Source organism: Pseudomonas sp. MWU12-2037, assembly GCF_023242345.1.
In the GTDB taxonomy this organism is placed as follows: Bacteria; Pseudomonadota; Gammaproteobacteria; order Pseudomonadales; family Pseudomonadaceae; genus Aquipseudomonas; species Aquipseudomonas gingeri_D.
Genome location: NZ_JALLIZ010000004.1, coordinates 324,619 through 348,505 on the forward strand (window position 1 = coordinate 324,619; position 23,887 = coordinate 348,505).

The following is a 23,887-nucleotide window of genomic DNA, read 5'->3' on the forward strand; positions in this document are numbered from 1 at the left end:
CGACGGGTCCACACTTCGTGCATTCCCCCTGCAGGAGGCACAACGGATGTTCACCTCGGCACCTCGCTTTACCTTCACTCTTCCGGACTTCGAACAGGGATTGGAAGTCCTGGCGTTCAAGGGTACGGAAGCTATCAGCCAACCCTACCGCTTCGAACTGGAGTTGGTCAGCCGGCAGCCGGACCTCAACCTCGACGAACTGTTGCATCGGCAGGGATTTCTCGCCTTCAACAGCGACGGCGCTGGCGTTCACGGCCAGGTCTACGGCATCGGCCAGGGCGATACCGGCCAGCGCTGGACACACTATCAACTCACGCTGGTGCCGCAACTGGCCTATCTGGCCCATCGCTTCAACCAGCGAATATTCCAGAACCGGAGCGTGCCGCAGATCATCGCCCAAGTGCTCAAGGACCATGGCATCCTCAGCAATGCCTTCAGCTTCAATCTCGCCAATCCCTTCCCCGCTCGCGAATACTGCGTGCAATACAACGAGTCCGACCTGGACTTCATCCAGCGGCTGTGTGAAGAGGACGGCCTGCACTATCACTTCCAGCACAGTGCACACGGCCATCACCTGGCCTTTGGCGACGACCAGACCTATTTCCGTCAACTGCCCGACAGCGTGCCATACCGACCGGACAGCGGGATGGTCGCGCAACGGCCCTGCATCCAGTCCTTCGACCTGCACCTGGAAACCCGCAGCACCCGGGCAACCTTGCGCGACTACAACTTCAAACAACCCGGTGCCCGGCTGGAAAACAGCGCCTGCGTGCTCCACTCCCTGCCGCAGCCGGACCTTGAAGATTACCGTTATCCCGGTCGCTACCACCGCGACGAACACGGCCGGCAGCTCAATCGTCGCCAGTTGGAAAGCCATAGAAGCGACAGCCGACGGGCGTCGGGCAAGAGCAATGAACCCCAACTGGCCAGTGGGCACTTCCTGCTCCTGGCCGAACATCCACAGCCAGACTGGAACACCCTCTGGCTACTGACCCAACTGACCCACGAAGGCAAGCAGCCGCAGGTGCTGGAGGAGTTGGCAGCGAACCAAAGCCGTACCGACAGTGATTTCCGCCAGGGCTACCGTAATACCTTTCTCGCCACCCCCTGGGAGGTGTTCTTCCGTCCACCGCTGCAAGCGCGCAAATCCCGTCGGCTCAATACCCAGAGCGCCATCGTCACCGGCCCGCCCGGCGAAGAAATCCACTGCGACGAATATGGCCGGGTGAAGGTGAAGTTCCACTGGGACCGCTCGGACGAAACCGATGCCCAAAGCAGTTGCTGGCTACGGGTAGCCTCCAGCTGGGCCGGGCCCGGTCATGGCGCCGTGACCTTGCCCCGCGTCGGCATGGAAGTGCTGGTGACCTTTCTCGAAGGTGACCCCGACCAACCGCTGATCACCGGCTGCCTGCCCAATCAGCGCCATCCGCCGACCTACCCGTTGCCGGCGCACAAGACCCGCAGCGTGTTCAAGAGCCGCAGCAGTCCTGGCGGTGGTGGCAGCAATGAGCTGCGTATCGAAGACCGCAAGGGCGAAGAGCAGATCTACCTGCATGCCCAGCGCGATTGGCAACAACACATCGAGCGCAATCTCTCGGTCACGGTCGGCCATGAACGGCATGAGTGCGTGGAAGCCAACAGCTACTGCGAGCTCAAGGCCGAGGAACACCACACCGTTCACCTGGACCGCCGCGTCGAGGTAAAAGGCGATGACAGCCTGCTGGTCGGTGGCAGCCAACAGGTAAAGGCCGGGCTGGGTTACTTCATCGAGGCCGGGCAGGAGATCCACCTGCGGGCCGGGGACAAGGTGGTGATCGACGCGGGAGAGCAACTCACCCTCAAGGTCGGCGCGCACTTCATCAAGCTCGACGCCAACGGCATCACCTTGAACGGACCCGAGGCGAACGAGGACGCGGGTATAGGCTCGGGGCCGCGGATCAAGGGGCCATTGCTGCCGGGAGCGGTGGAACAGGCGCCGCCGTTGCGCCTTGAAACAGCCGTCGTCGACGGAGTGCCGGAACAACGCCAGAAAGAACTGGCGCTCGATACGGGCTTCTCCAACTGAACCATCGCCGCGCAACGGCCGCTGACTCAGGTCGCCGGCCGAATCTCACCGATCAAGGTCTGCAACGAATAACCCAGGCGCGGCGCCAGCTCATCGGCCCGGCTCTGCAACCCACGCTGATCCAGTTCCTGGTCCAGGTCCGCCGGCACGATCAGGATGACATTGCCCTCCTTCACCGGCAGCTCCCAGTAGTGTCGGTGATAAAGCCCGCGCAACAACGCCGCGCCCAAGGGTTTGCCGTCATCGGTGGCCCATTGGTTGATCACCAGCCAGCCGCCAGGATTGAGTTTCTTCTGGCAGTTTTCCAGAAAGCTCCAGGCCAGATGGCCGACACCGGGACCGACATCGGTATACAGGTCGACAAAAATCAGGTCCGCCGACTCCGCGCTCTCCAGCAGTTCCAGCGCATCACCGACGCGGATATACAGGCGCGGATCGTCGTCCAGCCCCAGGTACTCGATGGCCAGGCGCGGCACGTCCGGGCGCAACTCGATGGCCTCGACATCCTCCAGCGGCAGGAACCGCAGGCACGCCTGGGTCAAGGTCCCGGCCCCAAGCCCCAGGAACAGCGCGCTTTCCGGCTCTTCGTGGCACAAGGCACCGATCAGCATGGCCCGGGTGTAGTCGTATTCCAGCCAACTGGGATCGGCGGTGAACACGCAACTCTGCTCAATGGCATCGCCAAATTCGAGAAAGCGGTAATCGTCCACTTCAAGGACTCGAATCATGCCGAAGGCATCGTGCACTTCGGCGAGCAGACGCTCCACGCGCTCCTCAGCCATTTCATATCCTTGCAAGCGGGAAAAGCGCAATTGTCAGCCAAGCCGACAGAGCAGGTCACGCACTAATTACTGCTAACATGGGCCTCCCACCGTCAAACCTCGAGTTCATGATGAGCCAACCCTGGAGCCCCGACAGCTGGCGCGCCCTGCCGATCCAGCAACAACCCCAGTACCCGGACGCCGCGCACCTGCTGCGAGTCGAGCAAAGCCTGGCCAGTTATCCGCCACTGGTGTTCGCCGGGGAAGCCCGTGAACTGCGCCGTCAGTTCGCCGAAGTCACCCAGGGCCGCGCCTTCCTGCTCCAAGGCGGCGATTGCGCCGAGAGCTTCGCCGAGTTCTCGGCGGCGAAGATTCGCGATACCTTCAAGGTGCTGCTGCAAATGGCCATTGTCATGACCTTTGCCGCCGGCTGCCCGGTGGTCAAGGTCGGGCGCATGGCCGGCCAGTTCGCCAAACCCCGTTCGGCCAACGACGAAACCATCAACGGCGTGACCCTGCCGGCCTACCGTGGCGATATCGTCAATGGCATCGGCTTCGATGAAAAAAGCCGCGTGCCGGACCCGGACCGCCTGTTGCAGTCCTACCATCAGGCCACGGCGACCCTGAACCTGCTGCGGGCCTTCGCCCAGGGCGGCTTTGCCGACCTGCACCAAGTGCACAAGTGGAACCTGGACTTCATCGCCAACTCGGCCCTGGCCGAGAAGTACAGCCAATTGGCCGACCGTATCGATGAAACCCTGGCGTTCATGCGTGCCTGCGGCATGGACAGCTCGCCGCAATTGCGCGAAACCAGCTTTTTCACCGCCCACGAGGCACTGCTGCTGAATTACGAAGAAGCCTTCGTGCGCCGCGACAGCCTGACCAACGATTATTACGATTGCTCGGCCCATATGCTCTGGATCGGCGACCGCACCCGCCAGCTCGATGGTGCCCACGTCGAGTTCCTGCGCGGGGTGAACAACCCGATCGGGGTCAAGGTCGGCCCGAGCATGAACACCGACGACCTGATCCGCCTGATCGATATCCTCAACCCGGACAATGATCCCGGTCGCCTGAACCTGATCGTGCGCATGGGGGCGAACAAGGTCGGCGATCACTTGCCGCAACTGATCCGCGCCGTGGAAAGCGAAGGCAAGAAGGTGCTGTGGAGCTCCGACCCGATGCACGGCAACACCATCAAGGCCAGCAGCGGCTACAAGACCCGGGATTTCGCGCAGATCCTCAGCGAGGTGAAGCAGTTCTTCCAGGTGCACCAGGCCGAAGGCAGCTACGCGGGCGGGATTCATATCGAGATGACCGGGCAGAACGTCACCGAGTGCATCGGTGGCGCGCGCCCTATTACCGAGGATGGGTTGTCGGATCGTTATCACACCCATTGCGATCCGCGGATGAACGCCGATCAGTCGCTGGAACTGGCGTTTTTGATTGCCGAGACCTTGAAGCAGGTGCGGCGTTGAGTCAGTAGGTTTTTTGTTGTCTGGAAGGGCCTCTTCGCGGCGGTGCGGCGATCCGACAAGCCCAGCTCCTACAGTCCGGCGTCGGATACATATTTTGCGTACGACACCAGACTGTAGGAGCAGGGCTTGCCCGCGAAGGCGGCCTCACAGGCACCGCCATATCCAGCGTTCATAGCAACCCACGCAACCGCTGCGCACTGACCCGCTGGCAATTGAGCTGAATATCCGCCAACCCCAGCCAATCGGCCAACTGCCGCAAATTGACGGCCAACGCCGCCATCCCCGCCTCATCCAACCCCTGCTCTTCCTCATGCACGGCATGCACCGCCAACCGCCCAAGCGCCCGCTCCGCACGCAGGTCAACCCGCGCGGCAATCCGTTCGTTGTGCAAAAACGGCAACACGTAATAGCCATACACTCGCTTGTGCTGCGGCGTGTAGATCTCCAGCCGATAACGGAAATCAAACAACCGCTCGGTGCGGCTGCGCTCCCAGATCAACGAATCGAACGGCGACAACAACGCACTGGCCTCGACCCGGCGCGGCACCTTGATATCCGGCAGGCAGTACACCGGCTGGCGCCAGCCCTGCACCTCCCCCACCTGCAATTCACCGGCCTCGACCAACTCCGCCAGGCGTGCACGGCTATCGCCCGGGTCCAGGCGAAAGTAGTCACGCAGATCCTTTTCCGTCGCCACCCCAAGAGCCGCCGCGGCCTGGCGTAACAAGCCGCGCTGGGCCTCGGCTTCGTCGATCAGCGGTTGCCCGAGCACCGCCGAGGGAATCACCCGCTCCGGCAGATCGTAGAGCCGTTCAAAGCCCCGGCGCCCGGCCACCGTCACTTCACCGGCGGCGAACAACCATTCCAACGCATGCTTCTCGGCACTCCAATCCCACCAGGGTCCGGCTTTTTCCTCACGACTCGACAGGCTGCCCGCGCCCAACGCGCCGCGCTCCTCGACCAAAGCCAGTACCCGGCGAATGGTCGCCTGCTCATCGCGACCGAAACGCGCCATCTGCTGGTAGATCCCTTCGCCACGGGACGCTCGCTGCATGCGCCAGCGCATCAGCGGATACAGCGACATCGGCAGCAACGACGCTTCGTGCCCCCAGTATTCGAACAAGGTGCGCCGTCGCCCCTGGCTCCAGGCGGCCTGGTCGAGCAAGTCGGAGGAGTAGTTGCCCAATCGCGAGAACAACGGCAGATAGTGCGAACGCACCAAGGCGTTGACCGAATCGATCTGCACCACACCCAGGCGCTCGATCAGCCGATTGACCTGCATCGGCTTGATCGATGTCGAGGCTCTACGCCCCTGGAACCCCTGGGCCACGAGCGCCAGGCGGCGGGCTTGTTTCAATGAAAACGACAGGTCTGCGGGCATGCACGCCTCCTTGTGAACCCGCAAACTACCGCAGTCGCCCCCTGCTTGTGTAGCGCTATCAACGGCCCTTGCCCAGCGGATCATTCCAGAAATGCCGATGGGTTTCCTGCTCGACATCGGCGCGACTGAGGCCCATGTCCTTGAGCGCGTCGTCATTCAATGCCGCCAGTACCTGACGCTCGCGCGACACCTCATGCCAACGGACAACCCGCCGCCACAAGGCCCGCAGTGACAGCACCGAATGCGTGTCACCATCGATCAACAGATAACCTTTTTGACCTTTCATCATCCTGCCCTCCAGTTGGGGATGACTAAAGTCTGTACCTGGCGCTAAGATCAATCCAACGAATGTTTCTTATGCAATACATCTCGGAGATTGATGAATTGTCCAGCTACCCGAGCATCGACACCGACGTTCTGCGCACCTTTGTCGCGATTGCCGATCAAGGCGGCTTTACCAAGGCCGGCGAGTTGGTCAACCGCACGCAATCAGCCGTCAGCATGCAGATGAAACGCCTGGAAGAGGATGTGCTCAAGCGCCAGTTGTTCGAGCGCGACGGACGCCAGGTGCGACTGACCGCCGAAGGCCAGGTGCTGCTCGGGTATGCCCGGCGCATCCTGAAACTGCACAGCGAAGTGTTCAACACCCTGCGCGAGCCGCATATGGTCGGCATGGTGCGGATCGGCGTACCGGATGACTACGTGATGCGTTTCCTGCCAGGCATCCTCTCGCATTTCGCGCAGTTCTATCCTCTGGTCAAGATCGAAGTGAACTGCGAATCCTCCACGCAGTTGCTGCAACGCCACGACCTGGACCTGACCATCGTCACCCGCAAACCGGGCAATGAACTCGGCCAGTTGCTGCGCCAGGAACGACTGGTCTGGGCCGAAGCCCAATGTTCCGCCAATCACGAACAAACGCCCTTGCCACTGGCCATGGACGGTATCGATTGCTTCTGCACCCAATGGGCCTGCAATGCACTGGACGCCCGTGGCCGCGACTATCGCCTGGCCTACAACTGCCCGAGCCTGTCGACGATCATGGCGGTGGTCAACGCCGGCCTGGCCATGACCGCCCAGTTGGAAAGCCTGATTCCCCAGGACTGGCGGATTCTGGGCGAAGCCGAAGACTTGCCCCAGTTGCCCCTGCTCAACATCATGCTGGTGCGCAACCTGAACAAGCCGTCGCCGATCACCGAATGCCTCGCCGAGCACATCGTCGAAGGTTTCAAACTTTGAAGCTGAGCAGCAGCGCGCCGAGCCCCAGGTAAGCGCAAAACAGGCCGCGTAAGACTTTCTCGGGCAAGGCGTAGGCCACTTTCACGCCCCAACTGATGCTCATCAGGCCGCCGATGGCCATGGGGATGCCCATGCGCCAGTCCACCTCGTTATGCACCGCGTAAGTCACCAGGGTGACGCTGGTGCTCGGCAATGCCAAGGCCAACGACAGGCCCTGGGCCACCACCTGCGAAGTACCAAAGACGCTGGTCAGAACCGGCGTCGCCACCACCGCCCCGCCGACCCCGAACAACCCGCCCATGGTGCCGGATGCCGCGCCCAAGACACCGAGCCAGGGCCAAGGGTGACGCATCTGCGCCGACACCGGGGACTGCGCCATGAACAGGCGCACCAGGTAGAACAGCGCCAGTGCCAGCAGAAAGCCGACAAAACCCAGGCGCATACTGCGCGGATCCAGGCCCACCGCCCACAGGGCGCCGAACCAGGCAAAACAGAAACTCATCAGTACCAGCGGCAGCGCGTGGCGCAGTTGGATGCGATTGCGCTGGTTATAACGATGCAAGGCCAGCACCACGTTGGGTACCACCATCACCAGTGCCGTGCCCTGGGCCAACTGCTGGTCGAGGCCGAACAGGATACCCAGCACTGGAATCGCGATCATCCCGCCGCCAATGCCGAACACCCCACCCACTCCGCCCATCACGACGCCCAGCAGCAAGTACTCAATCAATTCGATCACAGCCGTCTCCCCACTCAATGGCCTTCATGCTACGCAGTCCGCTCTAGCGCGGAAACGCACAGCAACGCACAATGGCTATGCCAACTTCGCACAAGCAACCATTTATGAATCCCACGGCACTGACCGATCAGCTCGGCCTGTTTCTTGATGTCCTGGAAACCGGCAGTTTTTCCGCCGCCTCCCGCCTCCATCCGCTGACCCCATCCGCCGTGGCGCGACGGATCGACAGCCTGGAAAACTCGGTCGGCAGCCGCCTGTTTATCCGCAGCACCCATGCGGTCCGGGCCACGCCCGCCGGCCTGGCGTTCGCCGAACGGGCCCGGCGGATCGTTGCCGAACTGCGCCTGGCCCGGGCCGAGGCCGTGTCCCTGAGCAACGCCCCCGAGGGGCTGATCCGGGTCGATGCGCCCGCGGCTTTCGGTCGCCGCCACCTGGCACCGGCGATTGCCGACTTCCTTACCGGTTACCCGGGCCTGGATGTGCAGTTGCACCTGATCGACAGTTTCGTCGACATGCAGGGCTCCAACCTGGGCAAGGTCGACCTGGTGCTGCGCGCCGGGCAAATGGCCGATACCCGGCTGGTGGCGACGCCCTTGGCGAGCATCGTGCGGATCGCCTGTGCCAGCCCCGCCTACCTGAAAAATCGCGGCACGCCGACTCATCCGGGCGCGTTGAGCGAACATGACGGCCTGGACTGGGATGCCCTGGCCCCGTTCATGGCCTGGCGCTTTGTGCAGGACGGACAGATGCAACTGCACCGCCCGGCGCGTGTGCGCATGACCTCAAACAACGCCGAGGCGCTGCTGTCCGGAGCCCTGGCCGGCCTGGGCATCGCTCATTTGCCGACCTGGCTGGTCAGCGAATACCTGCTGCGCGGCGAACTGCTGCCGCTGTTCTGCGAAAACGGCCTGCCGGCGCCAGAGAGCTCCGGGGTCTATGCCCTGCGCCTGGAACAACCGGCCAACTCCCGCAGCCGCTTGCTGCTGGAGTTCCTCAAGGGCCGCTTCAGCCCCGTACCGCCTTGGGACCTGGCCCTGCAAAGCGGCCTGGGACGACACTAGGCTGGGAAAATTCTCTGGCGCATTAAAGATTCGACCGCTAGATTCATCGAACGTAACGCACAAGGCTTTAGTGATGACCAGCAACCGCGACAACTGTGACGACCTGCTCCTCGACAACCAGGTGTGCTTTGCCCTGCACTCCACCTCGTTGTTGATGACCAAGGTCTACAAACCCCTGCTCCAGGCCCTCAACCTGACCTACCCGCAATACCTGGCAATGATGGTGCTCTGGGAAAAGGACGGCCTGACCGTGGGCGAGATCAGCACGCGCCTGCTGACCGACCCGGGCTCCCTGACCCCCCTGCTCAAGCGCCTCGAAAGCGAGGGGCTGTTGAGCCGGACCCGGAGCAAGGAGGACGAGCGCGTGGTGATCGTCGAGTTGACCGAACAGGGCCGAGCCTTGCGCGAGCAGGCCCGGGGTATCCCGCAGTGCATTCTCGCCGCCAGCGGCGATTCCCTGGAACGCCTGCGCGCCCTTCAGGCCGAGTTGGTGGCCTTGCGCGGGCACCTGCAAGACAGCCTCTGACCCCGCCCCTTTTCAGCGCTTCGCGCTGATCGCCGGCAAGCCGGCTCCTACAAAAAAGCCGGATCGCTCCTAGCCACAGGAGCGATCCGGCTCGCCGAACCCCCTCGCGGTTACCGTTAGTCTCCCTCCCTGATCCAGCCCCAAAAAATCGAACCCTGTCTTTTTTGAAAATTTATCTTGCGCGCAAGATATTTGCGATATACATTTACCTCGCACTTAATTAACGCGCAAACAATTAGCGCACAACACACAACCCTGAAACGACGAGGCTCATCATGCAAACGCTCTATACCGCAATCGCAACCTCCACCGGTGGCCGTGACGGCCGTGCTGTTTCCAGCGACCAGATCCTCGACGTCAAGCTCGCCACCCCGAAAGAACTCGGCGGTGCCGGCGGCGCGGCGACCAACCCGGAACAACTGTTCGCCGCCGGTTACTCGGCCTGCTTCATCGGCGCCCTGAAATTCGTCGCCAGCCAGAGCAAGCGCCAGATCCCGGCCGATGCCGCGATCACCGCCCATGTCGGCATCGGCCAGATCCCCGGTGGTTTCGGCCTGGACATCGACCTGCACATCAGCCTGCCCGGCCTGGAACAAGCCGAAGCCCAGAGCCTGGTCGATGCCGCCCACCAGGTCTGCCCGTACTCCAACGCCACCCGTGGCAACGTCGACGTCCGCCTGCACGTCACCGTCTAACCACTTCGCCACTCAAGGATCCGAACATGAACACTTTCAGCAAAGTCCTGACCGGTACCCTGCTCGCGCTGTCCGTCCAGGGCGCCTTCGCCGGTGATGTCGAGCACAACACCCAGGCGTTTCTCAATGCCTTGAACAGCGGCGGCGGCAAGCCGATGGAACAGATGACGCCGACGGAAGCACGCGCCGTGCTGTCCGGGGCACAGTCGGGGGTCAAGCTGAACCTGCCCCGCGCCGATGTCAGCCAGAAGACCATCCAGGTCGACGGCAAGCCGCTGGAGCTGACCATCGTCCGCCCGGCCGGGGTCAAGGGCACGCTGCCGGTGTTCATGTTCTTCCACGGTGGCGGCTGGGTCCTGGGGGATTTCCCGACCCACGAGCGGCTGGTCCGTGACCTGGTGGTCGGCTCGGGTGCGGCGGCGGTGTTCGTCAACTACACGCCGTCCCCGGAAGCCCACTACCCGGTGGCGATCAACCAGGCCTACGCCGCGACGAAATGGGTGGCGGAACACGGCAAGGAGATCAATGTCGACGGCAAGCGTCTGGCCGTGGCCGGCAACAGCGTCGGCGGCAATATGGCGGCGGTGGTCAGCCTGATGGCCAAGGACAAGGGCACCCCGGCGATCAAGTTCCAGCTGCTGCTGTGGCCGGTGACCGATGCCAATTTCGAGACCGCGTCCTACAACCAGTACGCCGAGGGGCACTTCCTCAGCAAGAACATGATGGAATGGTTCTGGGACAACTACACCACCGATGCCAAGCAACGCGGCGAGATCTATGCCTCACCGCTGCGCGCGACCACGGACCAGCTCAAGGGCCTGCCGCCCGCGCTGATCCAGACCGCCGGCGCCGATGTGCTGCGGGACGAGGGCGAAGCCTACGGGCGCAAGCTGGATGAAGCCGGCGTAGCGGTGACCAGCGTGCGCTACAACGGCATGATCCACGACTTCGGCTTGCTCAATGTGGTCAGCCAGGTGCCGGAGGTACGTTCGGCCATGCTGCAGGCTTCGCAGGAACTGAAGGAACACCTGAAATAAGCCCCACCCTAGAAACAAGTAGACACAAAAAAGCCCGGCGCATGTCCGGGCTTTTTTGTTCGTGCGGCGAAAAGCAGTGCTTATTTAGCACGGCCTTTGTAGGAACCGCCTTCACGGGTATCGATCTCGATCATGTCGCCGATTTCGATGAAGTCAGCTACCGACAGTTCGGTACCGTTCTTCAGTTTGGCAGGCTTCATCACCTTGCCGGAAGTGTCACCGCGAGCGGAACCTTCGGTGTAGTCGACCTGACGCACGATGGTGGTCGGCAGTTCTACGGAAACCAGGCGGTCTTCGAAGAACACGGCTTCGCAGACGTCGGTCATGCCTTCTTCCACGAATGGCAGAACAGCCTCGATGTCTTCGGCGTTCAGCTCGTACATGGTGTAGTCGGAGGTGTCCATGAACGTGTAGGAGTCGCCGCTGATGAAGGACAGGGTCGCTTCTTTGCGGTCGAGGATCACGTCGTCCAGTTTGTCATCGGCGCTGTAGACGATCTCGGTCTTGTAACCGGTCAGCAGGTTCTTCAGCTTGGTCTTCATGATTGCGCTGTTACGACCGGATTTGGTGAATTCAGCTTTCTGAACCAGCCAAGGATCGTTTTCGAGACGGATCACGGTCCCGGGTTTCAGTTCTTTACCAGTTTTCATTGCGAATATCCGAATTTGGATGGGATGTACATAAATCTAGGCCGCGTATCATATCCAATTTAGGTAAAGCTTCACCAGCGCCGTGGCAAGATCGGGCCGCGAAGCCTGTTCCAGACACCAGCGCTCGGCGTGCTCGGCCAGCTCCCGCTCGTTTTCCAGCAGCGTTTTCCAGGCCGACGCCATGTCGCCCGGTGTATTCCAGGCCCGCCACCAGCCCTCGAACGCCGCTTTGGCCGGTGCTGACAAGCCCTGGGTGTACAACCCGAGAAAGGCCTCCAGCTTGTCCAGGTGAACGTCATCCTCCTGGCGATAGATGTGCCAGAGCAACGGCCGCCCCGCCCATTGCGCCCGCACGAACGAGTCTTCGCCGCGCACCGCGTTGAAATCGCAACTCCACAGCAGGCGGTCGTAATCCTCCTGGGGGACGAACGGCAACACCTGCACCGTCAGTTGGCCACGGGCTTCCCGGGCCCCCACCACCAGGCCCTCGGTCCCCAGCCAACGCTGGACATCGGCCAGGATACGTCCCACCGGCACCAGCAACTGCGTCGGCCGGGTATCCGCCGCCAGGGCATCGAGCCAACTGGCCAGGCTCGCGTTTTCATAGGCGAACAGCGAGATAAGCCGTGCACCGTCTGTCGGTTCGACACCGAGCCCTCGGAGGAAATCGCCACGTGCCCGCGGATCCTGGACAAAAGCCCGACGCTGCTCCAGCAAACCGGCTTCGCGCAGCAGGCCACCCGTTCCGGCCTGGAAGCCCGGGAAGAAGAAGAATTTCTGCACCTGCTTGAACTTGACCGACGGCAGTCCGTGGCAGCCGACGATCCAGTCCTCGGCGCTCAGGTAGTCGAGATTGAGCCATAACGGCACCTTGTCCCGGGCCGCCATGGCTTCCATGTATTCATGGGGCAAGGCGCAGGCAAAGGCGCCGATCACCACATCGGCCGCCGGCACGGGCAACCAGGGCGCCGACCAACGGCAGACCTCGACCCCACGCTGCGACTGCCGCTCGAGCCCGACATCGATCGCCGGGCACAGATGCTCGAAGGCTCGCAGATCATCGACCCACAGCCGCACGGCACAGTCGTGTTCGGCAGCCAACTGCCGGGCCAGACGCCAGGTCACCCCGATATCGCCGAAGTTATCCACAACCGTGCAGAAAATATCCCAGGTGGCCTTCATTCCGGGCTCCATTTGGCAAAAGCGCCGATTGTCCGCATAAATCCGTGCGCGCAGAAGAGCCGATGTCGATTAATCTTCATATGCGACAATGATCCTTTGCTCCGAATCGCCCTGCCAGGAGGTCACCATGCCTTACCGCCGACAAGCGCGCCGCCCCCTTTATGTCACCCTCAACCCACTGCAATTGACCGCCAGTATCGCCCTGGGCATCTGGCTGGGCGTCATGGCCCTGGCCCTGACGGCCTGGGTGGTGGCACGGATCTTTGTCCCGCAGCCCCTGGCGCCGCTGGCCGAGGCCGCCCGCCAACTGAACAACCCGGCTCCTGCTGTCAGCACCACCCCGGCGCCACAAAGCGGCGGCGATTCGACGCAGATGTTCGAGCAGTACAAGCAGAACCTCTCCAAGAATGAAGAACAGCAGCGCCTGGAACAGGCCCGCAGCAGCTACCGCAACCTGTCCAACCCCAAGTGCCAGTTCTGGCTGCAACAGGACCAGACCGCGCCCACTGACAAGAGCCGCGCCAACGTGCTGCAGTTCTGCAATTGAGTGACGTCACCGTGATGGACAAGCACGCCGTGCATCAACGGCTCCTGGATCTGCTGGACATCGACCTCGACGTCTTGCAGCGCGCGGCACAAACCGCCTACGAAACCGCGACCCACGAAGAAAACGTCGCCGAGAACAAGTACGACACCCTGGGCCTGGAAGCCTCATACCTGGCCACCGGACAAGCCCGGCGCATGAAGGAAATCCGCCTGGCCCTCAAGCGCTGCCGGGAATTGATCCCGCGCCCGTATGACCCGCAAACCGGTATCCAGCTCGGCACCCTGCTGGCACTCGAGGCCGAGAACGGCAGCGAACAATGGCTGTTCCTGGCACCCGATGCCGCCGGTCTCAAGGTCGAGGAAGCCGGCCAGTTGATCACCGTGATCAGCCCGCGCTCGCCCTTGGGCGGCGCCCTGCTGGGCAAGCAGGACGGCGACGAGGTGACGATCAAGGTCGGCGGTGTGACCCAGCGCTACAGCATCATCCGAGTGGAGTGAGGCCTGCGTTTACTTGGCCGCCGCCATCAGGCGATTGACCTCACTGCGGACCATGCTGGTGTATTCCGGCGGCGACAGGGTGTCGAGTTCCGAACGTACCCACTCCGCCCACTTGCCCTTGCGCTTGGCGCGCTCGCCGAACAGGCGCGCGGCCTCGCCCTTGGCCTTGCCCAGGTTGCTCTGCCAGAGATCGAACAGCCGGGACTTTTCGTCCTCGAGGGCGGCACGCTCAGCCAGGGACTTGTTAGCCAGATTGAAGCTCATTGGAAAATCCTGCGGTGTAAATAGAGGCATATCTTACACCGTCGATGGAAATATCCTGCCGTGGATTTTGTTTCGCCCCAGGGCCACGGTTGAAAAATTTGCAACTTTCACCGGCACAATCGACTCACAGGGTGAGTCCCATCATTCTCTTGAAAGGAAGATCATCATGGCCCGCAAATCCACCGTACAAGCCGCCGAAGACCAGATCAAGGACCAGGCCTTCAGCGAGCTGCAAGCGCTGATCCAGGACTCGGAAAAACTGCTGAAGGAAAGCGCCTCGCTGGTGGGCGAGGAAGGCGAGAACCTGCGTACCCAGATCAGCCACAAGCTCAAGCAGGCGCTGGACTCCGTGAGCCATGTGCGTGACAGCACCAAGCCGGTGGTCGAGGCGACCGAAACCTACATCGGCGGGCACCCATGGCAGACCGTGGCGATTTCCGCCGGCTTCGGCCTGGTGGTCGGCCTGCTGCTGGGCCGTCGTCACTGATCGGTCGCTGTTTGAACGCGCCCTTGCCGCCCGGCAAGGGACGCGGGCCCCGAAGCACTATCTACCACCCCAGCCTCCCGCCACCCGATAGCGTTTTTGCCATTCTCCGCGAAGCCTGGCCTGCCAGCGCCCCGCGGTTCGTCAGTACGTACGAAGGCAAACGCCATGACCCTCGATTCATATCCCTACGAGTTCTCCGAAGCCCTGGAAGCACGCGACGCCCCCAATCAGCGGGAAATCGCGCGCAACATCACCCAGGCTGACCGAACCTGGTTAAGGAACATCCTGCTTCCCAACCAGGACGCCCGCCAGGCACTCGATACACCGATGTCCGTCGATAAACTCTTCATCGTCGCCCAAGGCTCTCCCGCGACCGAGCTGGCCGGCACTTTCCTGGTCAGCGGCCCGCCGGGGCAGCGGGTGTTCCTCTGTACCCCGGGGTTCGGCCTGGAGCCTTTCGACCATCGCGAGCTGGCGCTGAAAAAACTGCTCGAACGCCTGAGCCTGGCCCCGCAGCGCGACGAACTGCTACGCTTCGTCGCACTCAGGATCAAGGCGGCCATTCGCTTCGAGCCGCCGCCCATCCTGGTCTCGGAACCGATCCGGGGTGTCGTACTGGTCGATCGACGCCAGTCCATCGAAACCTGCCTCGACTACAGCCTGAAGAATCTGCATGACGAATTGCTCAGGTTGCCGACACTCAAGTCCCTGCTCAACCGACTGTTCGAGAACCATCTGGGCCGGCACTTCCCCCACGTCAACCTGACGGCCCTGAGGGTGATCAGCTACGCCACCCCCCTCTCCGGCGACGGCACGGCGACGCTCCCCCTCCAACAGCTCTCCACACGACAGCTCAGCGAAACCTTGCTGGAACACTACAACCGGGGTGTCTGGCCCGAAGGGCAAAGCCGCGAATTCGTCGCCCCCGGCTACTCCTCCTCGGCGACGGATACCGTCGTTTGGGAAGCAGCACTGGCGAGTCTCTCCGGCCAGTTGTACAGCCATCTGGAAAGCACACTGCGAGACTTCTGGAAAGAGCCCCTCGACAACGGGCAACCACGCCAGGAACTGTTTACCGATGCCATGGGTACGCGCTTTCGGGCCGAGCTGCTCCAGCAGGAACAGGACTGGAATATCCTCAGTCCCGAGGACTACTACCCGCTGTGCGGGTTCTACCCCCTGGAGGCTTCAAGACTGCACGAACTGACGCCCTACACCCTGAGCGTGAAAACCAGCCGGCTCACCGGCGCATTGGCCAATGCCTTTGTCGTACGCAGCGACCGCCAGCAACACCCGGCTTTTTTCTGTTATGCCGCCGGTCGACTGTTGGCCTTCGAAAGCGAGAGTTCACTGCTGGCCTCGGTCAAGCCCCTGCTTCAAGACCCGGACCACGGCAATGACCTGCGTCATGGCCTGTCACTGCGCGAACGCGCCGACCTGAAGGATTCGCAGCCCCTCGATATCGCACTGACAGTGGGCAACCCGGAGGTCTTCGAGGCGCTGTTCAATAGCGTCGTCGCCAAACAACTGGATAACGTGGCGTATGTGCTCGCACGCTATCGCAGCAGCAACGGCGCGCTGGCCCTCGCCGCGGCGTTTGAACGGGCACTGGATGTCCGCGCCTTGATCGACCCGCGATTGGTTGCGCTCGCCCCCCTGGGTCGATGGAGCCATCGCCTGGATCTCTCTCCCAGCGAGAGGTTCGTCACACCGGGCTCGCGACGGGTATTGACGCCCGTGCTGGACACCGTCAGATACCAGCTGAAAACCCTGAGCGAACTCAAGGAGAGCATCGCCGAAGCCCTGAACAAGCGTCCGTCCCTCAAGGACTTCATCCAAAGCGAGCTGTCCAGGGAACTGAACCTCGTCCATCGAGGTAACCTGTCACCCGGCAATCTCTACATCAATCAGTATACGTCCGCCCTTCCGGCCCTCGGCGATACGACGCTGCTGCCGAGTAGCTCACAAAGCCTGGTGGAACACTTTCTCGAACGTCTGACCCAGCACTCCGGCGCGCTAGTAAAGACCGCCCACGGCGGACTGTTCAGCAAGGATAGCGAGGGTCACTGGGCACGGGTTTCAGACCTGGACATCACGCGGCTCAACACGATCGTCGAGAAGGTCCTGCCGGATTTTCTCGGGCACTATCTGCGCCAGCAGCGCTCGGTGTACAGCGAGCTGTCCGAACGCTTGAGCGAGGCCGTCACCAGTGGGTTGCGCCGCGAAGCGCAGTTCAAGGCGCTGCAGAATACCTTGAGAGAAACCGACCTGGAGGTGCTCGACAACCTGCTCGACAGCCATCGAAGGGACCAGCGTCCGGGCTTGCGCGGCTTCATTCCGGATGCCTTCGAGCTGACGCTCAAGACTGACGGGGCGGCCGCGCCGATCAAACTGCGCAACTGCTACCTGCTGACCGAACGCGGCGGCCTGGACAACGAGCATTCCGGGGCGGTGCAGCTATGGACCCCGGTTCAGGGGGCAGAAACCTTTCACTCCTTTCACGCCGCCGAAGTCGAACTGCAACGGCGCCTGCATGACCCCGTGGAACGTCTGTCCCTGCTGGAGAATATCGCCCGCAGCGAACAACCGGCCCATTTGCCCCTGCCCCAGAACCACCACACCAATCACCGGGCTTATCCGGCCCTGGGCTTTGAACTCATTCACAACGGTTTCCGCGGCAATCGACAAAACTCGCTGGTGGACAAGGCGATGGGCGATCTCGCGCATGCCGTGGCATCCCCTTACTCGGGCGAGCACTTTCACCAGCACCTGCAGTCCTGCCTTGATGCCCGCTCGACGGTTCCGACTCTTGAGAAGGCCATCCAGGCCGCGCAGAACGCCACCCTGCACCTGGCGCTGCCAACCTGGTTGGCGGACGCCAGCGACAGCCGGCAGTTCGCCCTGGCGAGCCTGCTCGACCGCTATCGCCAGGATGCCGCGACGACGGGGGACTACCACCAGGACATTCCCGATATCCGCGACAATGCCAGGACCAAGGTCATGAGCCTGCTGTCCCGGGACTTTCCGGCGGCCCGCCTCGACCCCGACAAGATCAACGTCTCGCTGACGCTGCGCAATGCGACCGAGATCATCCGTGAATCGCTGACCGACTTCGCCCTGCGGCACTTCGACCACATCGACCAAAGCTCGATCGTCGCCAGCACTCCGACGGGCTGGCTGCCCGAGGGCCTGACCAGCGACCGCCTCAAGAGCCTGGTGAAAGAGGCCGCCGTGGGCAGCCACTATGCAAACCTGCTCGACTCCTATCTGTCGGCCAGCGAAAGTGGCAGCGCACAACGCCAGCGCGCTTTTCAAAAACACTTTTTCTGGCAAAGCCTGCTGCACGCCTTCACCCAGGTCATCGGCAACAGCCTGTCCGCCACCGCCCACGGCTACATCAAGCACCTGCTGGCGATGCCGGACGGTCTTGCCAGGAAACCCCTGAACGGACAGAGCATCGACGTTCGCCCGCTGGAATTGATCAGCGGCGCCCAGGCGAAAGCCGACCCCGTGCCCGGTTTCTATCTGATCGGTCCCAAATCCGCCGAACGCGGCCCGCGAATTCTGCTCAGCCCACAGGGGCCGCTGCCGATTTTCCAGGAATACACCGATGAAGCCGCCTTGCTGGCCGACCTCAAGGACTCGGACAGCCTGCAACAGCGAGTCCTTGAAAGACTGGCCCATGAGCGGCGCGCCCATTACGCGCAACAGGTGTTCGGCGCACAGCTTAGGCCCCTGGGGATCAGCGACAATCCGCTGCGCGGCAATTTCTTCCAGCGGCTCTATCAGGACACCACCGCGCTACTCAAGAACATGCTCGGCAGGCAGAACGTACAAGACCAGCACTCGGCCTGGAGCAATGTCCTGTCCTGGCTCAAGGCGGGGCTTTACCAGGGCGCGATGTTCATGCTCGGGCGGTTGCGCTTGCCACTGCTTATCTGGCAAACCCTCCCGCAGCTCAAGGATGCGACGCAAAAGGCCTGGCAGGGCCGCTGGGGCGAGGCGATCGAGGAGTTCGTCATCGGCCTGGCGCAACTGGCAGTGGCACGCCGCGGCTGGAGCCGATCGAGCCTGACCGGCCCCATGCCAACAGAAACCGAAGCGCTCATCGAATCGCCCTTTGCCGACCCGGCCTGGGGCGACGCCCGCCTGACGCCCGGACAAAAGGCCGCGATCCTCGGCCATGAAGCCCATGAGGTTGCCTTGGCGGACATGACCCCGGATCTGGCCACCGGCCTGTATCGGGATACCGCGACCGGCAAGACCTTCGCGGCGGTCGGCGGAAAAGTCTTTCAGGTCCAGGAAGACAATCGGCGCTGGCGCATCGTCAAGGAACAGGCTCGGGGCCCCTGGTTGCAACAGAACCCGTACAAACAGTGGTCATTCAACCTGCAAGAACACTGTCTGGAAGGGCTGTCGCAATGAAACTATTCGACTCTTGCCTGAACCGAAGAGCGATCCGCGAGGAAATGCGCGTGCAGGCGATCGGGATTGACAGCATTCGCCGGCTCTATCCCAACCGGGCACGTATGATCCGCCATGCCCATGAACAAGCAGTGGCCTATCTGGCAGATACCCAAAAAAACATGGACAGGCTTTTTTCCGAGGCGCCCCTGGATCGGAAACGCCGTCAGTTCGTGGAAAAATTCTTCGATATCGCTTCAGTGAGTGAAAGCACGATCCAGAAAATCAAATTCCGCGCGGACATGCTGCTCGGGGAACTGCTCAAGCCATCGCTCAACCCCGAGACCTCGTCACGCTATATCGTGGGCTCGGCCCTGCACCCGGAGCACGGTATCCAGGCATTCACCTTGCCCAAGGACGCGACCAGGAGAATCTATTTCACCGAGCGTTTCTTCGATCCCGGCTTCGAACCCTACCTGCCCCTGCGCTCCAGGGCCTTCGACATGCTGGGTCACAACATGGCCACGGTCCTGTTGCATGAAACCAGCCATCTGGTGCTCGACACGATCGACCTCGCCTATCTGGAGTCGAGCCGGCCCTTCGTCGATCTGCTGGATACCCGATCGCTGCTGGGAAGGCTTCGTCATGACGACCTGGAACACATCCAGCAGCATGCGTTCTCCAACCGCACTCCCTCCAACGAATTATTCAGGGAGCGCGACGATTACGACCTGCACTGGTACGACGTGGTGGGCAAACCTTTCCGGCGGGTGTTGCAACTCACCGGGACGCAAAACCTGGATGAGGCCCGCAGAGTGTTCTTCTCGGACGAGAACAAAAGAATGGATGTCATGCTGAACAACGCCGACTCACTGGCATTGTTGCTCGCTCACCTGGGCAGACCGCCCGAGTACCATCCTCAGTACTAGACGGGGGTCCACCCCGTACCTGGAGTGTTCCCATCCCAGGCGCAACGCTTACTGCTCGGCCAGCTCACGCAACTGTTGCAGATCGCCCTCGGCCAGGACGATCCCGTCGCGTAGCGACTCGGCCCGCTGCTGGTGCCGTCGGTCACCCGGCAGGCGTTGCAGGCCGACACCCTGCATCTGGCTGACCAGCGTCCGGGCGCGCTCGGCGAAGTCCTGCCCCGCCGATTTGGCCGGGTCGATGACAATGATCAACTGCCCGGTCCAGGGGGTCTTGGCGCCGGGATGTTTCGACCAGTCGAACTCGAAGGAAAAATTCCCGCCGGTCAAGGCCGCCGCCAGCAACTCGACCATCATCGACAACGCCGACCCCTTGTGGCCGCCGAACGGCAGCAGCGCGCCGCCGTCGAGGATCGCCTTGGGGTCGCAGGTCGGCTGACCGTCGCGGTCCACGCCCATGCCGGGCGGCAGGCTGCGGCCCTCGCGGGCGGCAATCTGCACATCGCCATGGGCCATGGCGCTGGTGGCGAGGTCAAAGACGATCGGATCGCCACCGGCCCGCGGTGCGGCGAAGGCGATCGGGTTGGTCCCGAACAGCGGGCGCTCGGCGCCATGGGGCACCACGCAGGTCATGCTGTTGACCACGCTCAGGGCCACCAGCCCCTCATAGGCAAAGGGCTCGACATCCGGCCAGAGCGCGGCGAAGTGATGGGAATTGCGGATCGCCAGTACGGCGATCCCGGCACTGCGGGCCTTCTCCAGCAACAACGCCCGGGCGGCGGCCAGGGCCGGCTGGGCGAAACCGTTGGCGGCATCGACCCGGACAAAGCCGGAGGCGACATCTTCGACCCGGGGAATGGCCTTGCCATCCACCCAGCCGCTGGCGAGGGTGGAGACATACCCGGGAATCCGGAAGATACCGTGACTGTGGGCGCCATCGCGCTCGGCGCTGGCGCAGTTCTCGGCCAGGACCCGGGCGACTTCCGCCGAGGTGCCATGGCGCTGAAAGACCTGGGCGAGCAATGCCACCAGATCGCTGTAGGAAATCGTTTGAGTAGCCGTCTCGCTGGGTACAGACATCCGAAGCTCCGATTCCGATTTATTTATTATTGGATCGATGAGAGAAAAGCAGTGCTTGGGCAGGCGTCCAGACTATCCGGCGACAGGGGACTCCTTGTCAAACAGGGCATCGAAGCGGCTGGCCAACTGCTGCTCGGCGAACTGCTCGCGGATGAAGTCGACAAAGGCCCGGGTCTTGCCCGGAAGCAATTTGTGTTCGGCGTAGTAGATCGAGATATGGCCGTCGTCGACGTACCAGTCGGGCAGCACCCGCTGCAAGGTCCCGGCCTGCAACCAGGGCACCGCGAACGGCATGCTCACCAGCGCCACGCCCAGGCCCTGGGCCGCCACGGCACAGGCGGCTTCCGAATCGCTCATGGTCATGCGCGGGCTCAGGTTCAGCGGTTGATGCTCGCCGTTGCGCGCGGTCAATTGCCAGGAACGCACCCGCCCGGTCTGCGGCGAACGGATCAGGATACCGTCGCAGCGGCGCAGATCCTCGGGGGTGCTCACCACGGCCTGGCGTGCCAGGTAATCCGCCGACGCCACCAGCACCCGATGGGCCACCGTCAGCTTTCGCGCCACCACCCCCTGGGGCAGTTCGAAACCGCCACCGATGGCCGCGTCGAAACCCTGGCCGATCAGATCCACCTGGCGGTTATCAAAATGCCAGTCCGGGCGGATATCCGGAAAACGCCGCAGGAACTCGCCGAGCAGCGGCACCACATAAAGACGCCCGAACACCGTGCCGACGCTGACCTTGAGGGTACCGGCCGGACGGCCTTCGGCACTGGCCAGGTTGGCGACGGCATTCTGGATCGTCTGCAGGCTGGCACTGACTTCGCCGAGGAACACCTGGCCGGCTTCGGTCAGGCTCAGGCTGCGGGTGCTGCGCTGGAACAGCCGTACCCCCAGCCGCGCCTCCAGCTTGGCGACACTTTTACCGACCGCCGCCGGAGTCAGGCTCAGGCGCCGCGCCGCCTCGGCAAAGCTGCCGACTTCGGCGCTGCGGACAAAACATTCGAGGCTGCTGAAGGTTTCCATGCTCACCACTATAAACTTTTAGTTTACACAGACTGTAGCAATTACCGTCTACACAGTCAGCAATCCGAGGTCGATACTCGGCTCCAACAACAAGGCCACCTCCCCACCCTTCCACGGCCTTGAACTTTGGAGAACGACATGACCGAACACAATCTGACTGGCAAAGTAGCTTTGATCCAAGGCGGCTCGCGCGGCATCGGTGCCGCCATCGTCAAGCGCCTGGCGGCCCAGGGCGCAACAGTAGCCTTCACCTACGTCAGTTCCGACGCCAAGGCCAGGGAATTGCAGGACAGCGTGATCGCCGACGGCGGCAAGGCCCTGGCGATCAAGGCCGACAGCGCCGATGCCGTCGCCATTCGCCATGCGGTCAGCAGCACCGTCGAAGCCTTTGGCCGAATCGACATCCTGGTCAACAACGCCGGCGTGCTGGCCATGGGACCACTTGACGAGTTCAAGCTGGAAGACTTCGACCGGACCCTGGCAGTCAACGTGCGCAGCGTCTTTATCGCCACCCAGGAAGCCGCCCGGCATATGGGCGAAGGCGGTCGGGTGATCAATATCGGCAGCACCAACGCCGAACGCATGCCATTCGCCGGCGGCGCCGCGTACGCCATGAGCAAGTCCGCGCTGGTGGGCCTGACCAAGGGCCTGGCGCGGGATCTCGGGCCACGGGGCATCACCGTCAACAATGTGCAGCCCGGCCCGGTGGACACCGATATGAACCCGGCTGACAGCGATTTCGCCGGCAGCCTGATCAGCCTCATGGCCGGTGGTCGTTATGGCCGGGTCGAGGAGATCGCCAGCTTCGTCGCCTATCTGGCAGGGCCGGAAGCCGGCTACATCACCGGGGCCAGCCTGACCATCGATGGCGGGTTCAGCGCGTAACACGCGGTTGCAGTGCCAACGCCTGCTCCAGCAACAGCAGAAATGCTGCAGCCGCAGGCGTCGGCGTATGCGACCACACCGCGTACAGGTACCGCGACGGCGCGTCGGACACCGGCAGCGTCACCACCCCTTCGAAGCCCTCGGCGATTTTCTTCGGCACCAGGCCCAGCGCCAGCCCCCGACGTACGAACTCCCCCACCAGCATCACATTGCCCGCCTCGAACTGCACCCGATGGCGCAAGCCCGCCGCGGCAAAGGCCTCGTCGGTCTGCCGGCGCCCCGCCGTGCCGGCCTGGAAATCCACCAGCGGCTGGTTCTCCAACTCCGCCAGCGGCAGACGCTCGAAGCGGGTCAGCGGATGCCCCAGCGGCAGCACCGCCACCAACTCCTCCTCCGCCAGCAACCGCTGCGCCAGGCCCTCGATCTTTTCCCCCGGCCATAAACCGACAAACGCCAGGTCCAGCCGCCGTTCGCGCACATCGAGCATCAGCGACTCGCTCTTGCTCATATTCAGGTGAATATCCACCTGTGGATAAAGTCCGTGGAAACGCGCGAGCAAGCCCACCAGATCGACTTCGGTCAGGGACGAGATCTTGCCGATGGACAGGCTGCCGCGCACTTCCCCGGAAGCCGCCGCCACTTCGGCGACAATCCGTCGGGTCGCCTCCAGCGCCGGCCGGGCGCTGCGGACAAAGGCCTCGCCGGCCGCGGTCAGGCGCACCTTGCGCGAACTGCGCTCGAACAGCGCCGCGCCCAGATCCTCTTCCAGACGGGCGATCTGATGACTGAGGGCCGACTGCACCACATGGCAGCGCTCGGCCGCACGGGTGAAACTGCCCTCATCCGCCACCGCCAGGGCGTACTCGATCTGCTTGAGGTTCATCGGCTGTATCTCGTTTCAAGATGGATAGAATGAAAACAATGCATTGGTGTCATGCTAGGACATTCCAGATAATTCGT

Annotated in this window: 23 protein-coding genes; 13 read left to right on the forward strand and 10 right to left on the reverse strand. The window is 62.7% G+C overall.

Annotation, left to right across the window (positions count from 1 at the left end):
- The first annotated feature begins 46 nt into the window (after positions 1–46).
- A complete protein-coding gene (locus M5B42_RS09505; protein ID WP_248745647.1) occupies positions 47–2,065 on the forward strand; it encodes a type VI secretion system tip protein VgrG in 2,019 nt (672 codons plus the stop codon).
- 26 nt (positions 2,066–2,091) lie between these two features.
- Here M5B42_RS09505 and M5B42_RS09510 read toward each other — a convergent pair whose 3' ends face one another.
- Complete coding sequence (locus M5B42_RS09510; protein ID WP_248745648.1) at positions 2,092–2,847, reverse strand: spermidine synthase; 756 nt, start codon at positions 2,845–2,847, stop codon at positions 2,092–2,094.
- 110 nt (positions 2,848–2,957) lie between these two features.
- Between M5B42_RS09510 and M5B42_RS09515 the strand changes: the two genes are divergently transcribed.
- Complete coding sequence (locus M5B42_RS09515) at positions 2,958–4,304, forward strand: class II 3-deoxy-7-phosphoheptulonate synthase (RefSeq protein ID WP_100940659.1); 1,347 nt, start codon at positions 2,958–2,960, stop codon at positions 4,302–4,304.
- 169 nt (positions 4,305–4,473) lie between these two features.
- Here the strand turns inward: M5B42_RS09515 and M5B42_RS09520 are convergent, their stop codons facing one another.
- Positions 4,474–5,685, reverse strand: coding sequence for a winged helix-turn-helix domain-containing protein (locus M5B42_RS09520; protein WP_248745649.1), 1,212 nt, complete (start codon positions 5,683–5,685; stop codon positions 4,474–4,476).
- Between the two features lie 58 nt (positions 5,686–5,743).
- Positions 5,744–5,971: a DUF1127 domain-containing protein gene (locus tag M5B42_RS09525; protein ID WP_103499670.1), complete on the reverse strand. Its 228-nt coding sequence runs from the start codon at positions 5,969–5,971 to the stop codon at positions 5,744–5,746.
- 98 nt (positions 5,972–6,069) lie between these two features.
- Between M5B42_RS09525 and M5B42_RS09530 the strand changes: the two genes are divergently transcribed.
- Positions 6,070–6,924: a LysR family transcriptional regulator gene (locus tag M5B42_RS09530; protein ID WP_177101648.1), complete on the forward strand. Its 855-nt coding sequence runs from the start codon at positions 6,070–6,072 to the stop codon at positions 6,922–6,924.
- On the opposite strand, the gene M5B42_RS09535 is transcribed toward M5B42_RS09530, so the two are convergent.
- Positions 6,914–7,663 carry a sulfite exporter TauE/SafE family protein gene (locus tag M5B42_RS09535; RefSeq protein ID WP_248745650.1) on the reverse strand — a complete coding sequence of 250 codons (750 nt, stop codon included), beginning with the start codon at positions 7,661–7,663 and terminating at the stop codon, positions 6,914–6,916. The genes M5B42_RS09530 and M5B42_RS09535 overlap by 11 nt on opposite strands.
- Before the next feature lie 104 nt (positions 7,664–7,767).
- Between M5B42_RS09535 and M5B42_RS09540 the strand changes: the two genes are divergently transcribed.
- The 4 genes from M5B42_RS09540 (at position 7,768) to M5B42_RS09555 (ending at position 10,982) form a co-directional block, all read left to right on the forward strand.
- Entirely contained in the window at positions 7,768–8,724 is a 957-nt protein-coding gene (locus tag M5B42_RS09540; protein WP_248745651.1) for a LysR family transcriptional regulator, read from the forward strand.
- 73 nt (positions 8,725–8,797) lie between these two features.
- On the forward strand, positions 8,798–9,250 hold the full coding sequence (locus M5B42_RS09545; protein ID WP_103499664.1) for a MarR family transcriptional regulator: 453 nt from the start codon (positions 8,798–8,800) through the stop codon (positions 9,248–9,250).
- Between the two features lie 275 nt (positions 9,251–9,525).
- The gene (locus tag M5B42_RS09550; protein WP_103499663.1) at positions 9,526–9,945 is read left to right on the forward strand and encodes an organic hydroperoxide resistance protein; all 420 of its coding nucleotides are present in this window, start codon (positions 9,526–9,528) and stop codon (positions 9,943–9,945) included.
- A 26-nt stretch (positions 9,946–9,971) separates the two neighbouring features.
- Entirely contained in the window at positions 9,972–10,982 is a 1,011-nt protein-coding gene (locus tag M5B42_RS09555; RefSeq protein ID WP_248745652.1) for an alpha/beta hydrolase, read from the forward strand.
- Positions 10,983–11,062: 80 nt separating this feature from the next.
- On the opposite strand, the gene M5B42_RS09560 is transcribed toward M5B42_RS09555, so the two are convergent.
- Together M5B42_RS09560 and earP are read right to left on the reverse strand one after the other, a co-directional pair.
- Entirely contained in the window at positions 11,063–11,632 is a 570-nt protein-coding gene (locus M5B42_RS09560) for an elongation factor P (RefSeq protein ID WP_100940667.1), read from the reverse strand.
- A gap of 48 nt (positions 11,633–11,680) precedes the next feature.
- Positions 11,681–12,814, reverse strand: a complete 1,134-nt coding sequence (earP, locus tag M5B42_RS09565; protein WP_248745653.1) for an elongation factor P maturation arginine rhamnosyltransferase EarP — start codon at positions 12,812–12,814, stop codon at positions 11,681–11,683.
- Between the two features lie 127 nt (positions 12,815–12,941).
- On the opposite strand from earP, the gene M5B42_RS09570 reads away from it, so the two are divergent.
- Together M5B42_RS09570 and M5B42_RS09575 are read left to right on the forward strand one after the other, a co-directional pair.
- The gene (locus tag M5B42_RS09570) at positions 12,942–13,361 is read left to right on the forward strand and encodes a hypothetical protein (RefSeq protein WP_248745654.1); all 420 of its coding nucleotides are present in this window, start codon (positions 12,942–12,944) and stop codon (positions 13,359–13,361) included.
- 14 nt (positions 13,362–13,375) lie between these two features.
- A complete protein-coding gene (locus M5B42_RS09575; RefSeq protein ID WP_248745732.1) occupies positions 13,376–13,858 on the forward strand; it encodes a GreA/GreB family elongation factor in 483 nt (160 codons plus the stop codon).
- A 9-nt stretch (positions 13,859–13,867) separates the two neighbouring features.
- Here M5B42_RS09575 and M5B42_RS09580 read toward each other — a convergent pair whose 3' ends face one another.
- Positions 13,868–14,122: a hypothetical protein gene (locus M5B42_RS09580; RefSeq protein WP_100940670.1), complete on the reverse strand. Its 255-nt coding sequence runs from the start codon at positions 14,120–14,122 to the stop codon at positions 13,868–13,870.
- 166 nt (positions 14,123–14,288) lie between these two features.
- On the opposite strand from M5B42_RS09580, the gene M5B42_RS09585 reads away from it, so the two are divergent.
- From M5B42_RS09585 to M5B42_RS09595, 3 genes are all read left to right on the forward strand, one after another.
- Positions 14,289–14,609 (forward strand): DUF883 family protein, encoded by a 321-nt coding sequence (locus M5B42_RS09585; protein ID WP_177101587.1) that lies wholly within the window; start codon positions 14,289–14,291, stop codon positions 14,607–14,609.
- Between the two features lie 165 nt (positions 14,610–14,774).
- Positions 14,775–19,034, forward strand: a complete 4,260-nt coding sequence (locus M5B42_RS09590) for a DUF6543 domain-containing protein (RefSeq protein WP_248745655.1) — start codon at positions 14,775–14,777, stop codon at positions 19,032–19,034.
- A complete protein-coding gene (locus M5B42_RS09595) occupies positions 19,031–19,942 on the forward strand; it encodes a hypothetical protein (protein WP_248745656.1) in 912 nt (303 codons plus the stop codon). The genes M5B42_RS09590 and M5B42_RS09595 overlap by 4 nt, the downstream gene beginning before the upstream one ends.
- A gap of 48 nt (positions 19,943–19,990) precedes the next feature.
- Here the strand turns inward: M5B42_RS09595 and M5B42_RS09600 are convergent, their stop codons facing one another.
- Together M5B42_RS09600 and M5B42_RS09605 are read right to left on the reverse strand one after the other, a co-directional pair.
- Positions 19,991–21,019 (reverse strand): Ldh family oxidoreductase, encoded by a 1,029-nt coding sequence (locus M5B42_RS09600; protein WP_248745657.1) that lies wholly within the window; start codon positions 21,017–21,019, stop codon positions 19,991–19,993.
- A gap of 72 nt (positions 21,020–21,091) precedes the next feature.
- The gene (locus tag M5B42_RS09605) at positions 21,092–22,042 is read right to left on the reverse strand and encodes a LysR family transcriptional regulator (protein ID WP_248745658.1); all 951 of its coding nucleotides are present in this window, start codon (positions 22,040–22,042) and stop codon (positions 21,092–21,094) included.
- Between the two features lie 138 nt (positions 22,043–22,180).
- On the opposite strand from M5B42_RS09605, the gene M5B42_RS09610 reads away from it, so the two are divergent.
- Positions 22,181–22,927 carry a 3-oxoacyl-ACP reductase family protein gene (locus M5B42_RS09610; RefSeq protein ID WP_103497321.1) on the forward strand — a complete coding sequence of 249 codons (747 nt, stop codon included), beginning with the start codon at positions 22,181–22,183 and terminating at the stop codon, positions 22,925–22,927.
- On the opposite strand, the gene M5B42_RS09615 is transcribed toward M5B42_RS09610, so the two are convergent.
- The gene (locus tag M5B42_RS09615) at positions 22,917–23,810 is read right to left on the reverse strand and encodes a LysR family transcriptional regulator (RefSeq protein ID WP_152737054.1); all 894 of its coding nucleotides are present in this window, start codon (positions 23,808–23,810) and stop codon (positions 22,917–22,919) included. The genes M5B42_RS09610 and M5B42_RS09615 overlap by 11 nt on opposite strands.
- Positions 23,811–23,887: the final 77 nt, after the last annotated feature.

Coding starts and splice junctions, on each gene's coding strand:
- M5B42_RS09505 (WP_248745647.1), top strand. CDS start 47: ATGTTCACCTCGGCACCTCGCTTTACCTTCACTCTTCCGGACTTCGAA.
- M5B42_RS09510 (WP_248745648.1), bottom strand. CDS start 2,847: ATGGCTGAGGAGCGCGTGGAGCGTCTGCTCGCCGAAGTGCACGATGCC.
- M5B42_RS09515 (WP_100940659.1), top strand. CDS start 2,958: ATGAGCCAACCCTGGAGCCCCGACAGCTGGCGCGCCCTGCCGATCCAG.
- M5B42_RS09520 (WP_248745649.1), bottom strand. CDS start 5,685: ATGCCCGCAGACCTGTCGTTTTCATTGAAACAAGCCCGCCGCCTGGCG.
- M5B42_RS09525 (WP_103499670.1), bottom strand. CDS start 5,971: ATGAAAGGTCAAAAAGGTTATCTGTTGATCGATGGTGACACGCATTCG.
- M5B42_RS09540 (WP_248745651.1), top strand. CDS start 7,768: ATGAATCCCACGGCACTGACCGATCAGCTCGGCCTGTTTCTTGATGTC.
- M5B42_RS09545 (WP_103499664.1), top strand. CDS start 8,798: ATGACCAGCAACCGCGACAACTGTGACGACCTGCTCCTCGACAACCAG.
- M5B42_RS09550 (WP_103499663.1), top strand. CDS start 9,526: ATGCAAACGCTCTATACCGCAATCGCAACCTCCACCGGTGGCCGTGAC.
- M5B42_RS09555 (WP_248745652.1), top strand. CDS start 9,972: ATGAACACTTTCAGCAAAGTCCTGACCGGTACCCTGCTCGCGCTGTCC.
- M5B42_RS09560 (WP_100940667.1), bottom strand. CDS start 11,632: ATGAAAACTGGTAAAGAACTGAAACCCGGGACCGTGATCCGTCTCGAA.
- earP (WP_248745653.1), bottom strand. CDS start 12,814: ATGAAGGCCACCTGGGATATTTTCTGCACGGTTGTGGATAACTTCGGC.
- M5B42_RS09570 (WP_248745654.1), top strand. CDS start 12,942: ATGCCTTACCGCCGACAAGCGCGCCGCCCCCTTTATGTCACCCTCAAC.
- M5B42_RS09575 (WP_248745732.1), top strand. CDS start 13,376: ATGGACAAGCACGCCGTGCATCAACGGCTCCTGGATCTGCTGGACATC.
- M5B42_RS09580 (WP_100940670.1), bottom strand. CDS start 14,122: ATGAGCTTCAATCTGGCTAACAAGTCCCTGGCTGAGCGTGCCGCCCTC.
- M5B42_RS09585 (WP_177101587.1), top strand. CDS start 14,289: ATGGCCCGCAAATCCACCGTACAAGCCGCCGAAGACCAGATCAAGGAC.
- M5B42_RS09590 (WP_248745655.1), top strand. CDS start 14,775: ATGACCCTCGATTCATATCCCTACGAGTTCTCCGAAGCCCTGGAAGCA.
- M5B42_RS09595 (WP_248745656.1), top strand. CDS start 19,031: ATGAAACTATTCGACTCTTGCCTGAACCGAAGAGCGATCCGCGAGGAA.
- M5B42_RS09600 (WP_248745657.1), bottom strand. CDS start 21,019: ATGTCTGTACCCAGCGAGACGGCTACTCAAACGATTTCCTACAGCGAT.
- M5B42_RS09605 (WP_248745658.1), bottom strand. CDS start 22,042: ATGGAAACCTTCAGCAGCCTCGAATGTTTTGTCCGCAGCGCCGAAGTC.
- M5B42_RS09610 (WP_103497321.1), top strand. CDS start 22,181: ATGACCGAACACAATCTGACTGGCAAAGTAGCTTTGATCCAAGGCGGC.
- M5B42_RS09615 (WP_152737054.1), bottom strand. CDS start 23,810: ATGAACCTCAAGCAGATCGAGTACGCCCTGGCGGTGGCGGATGAGGGC.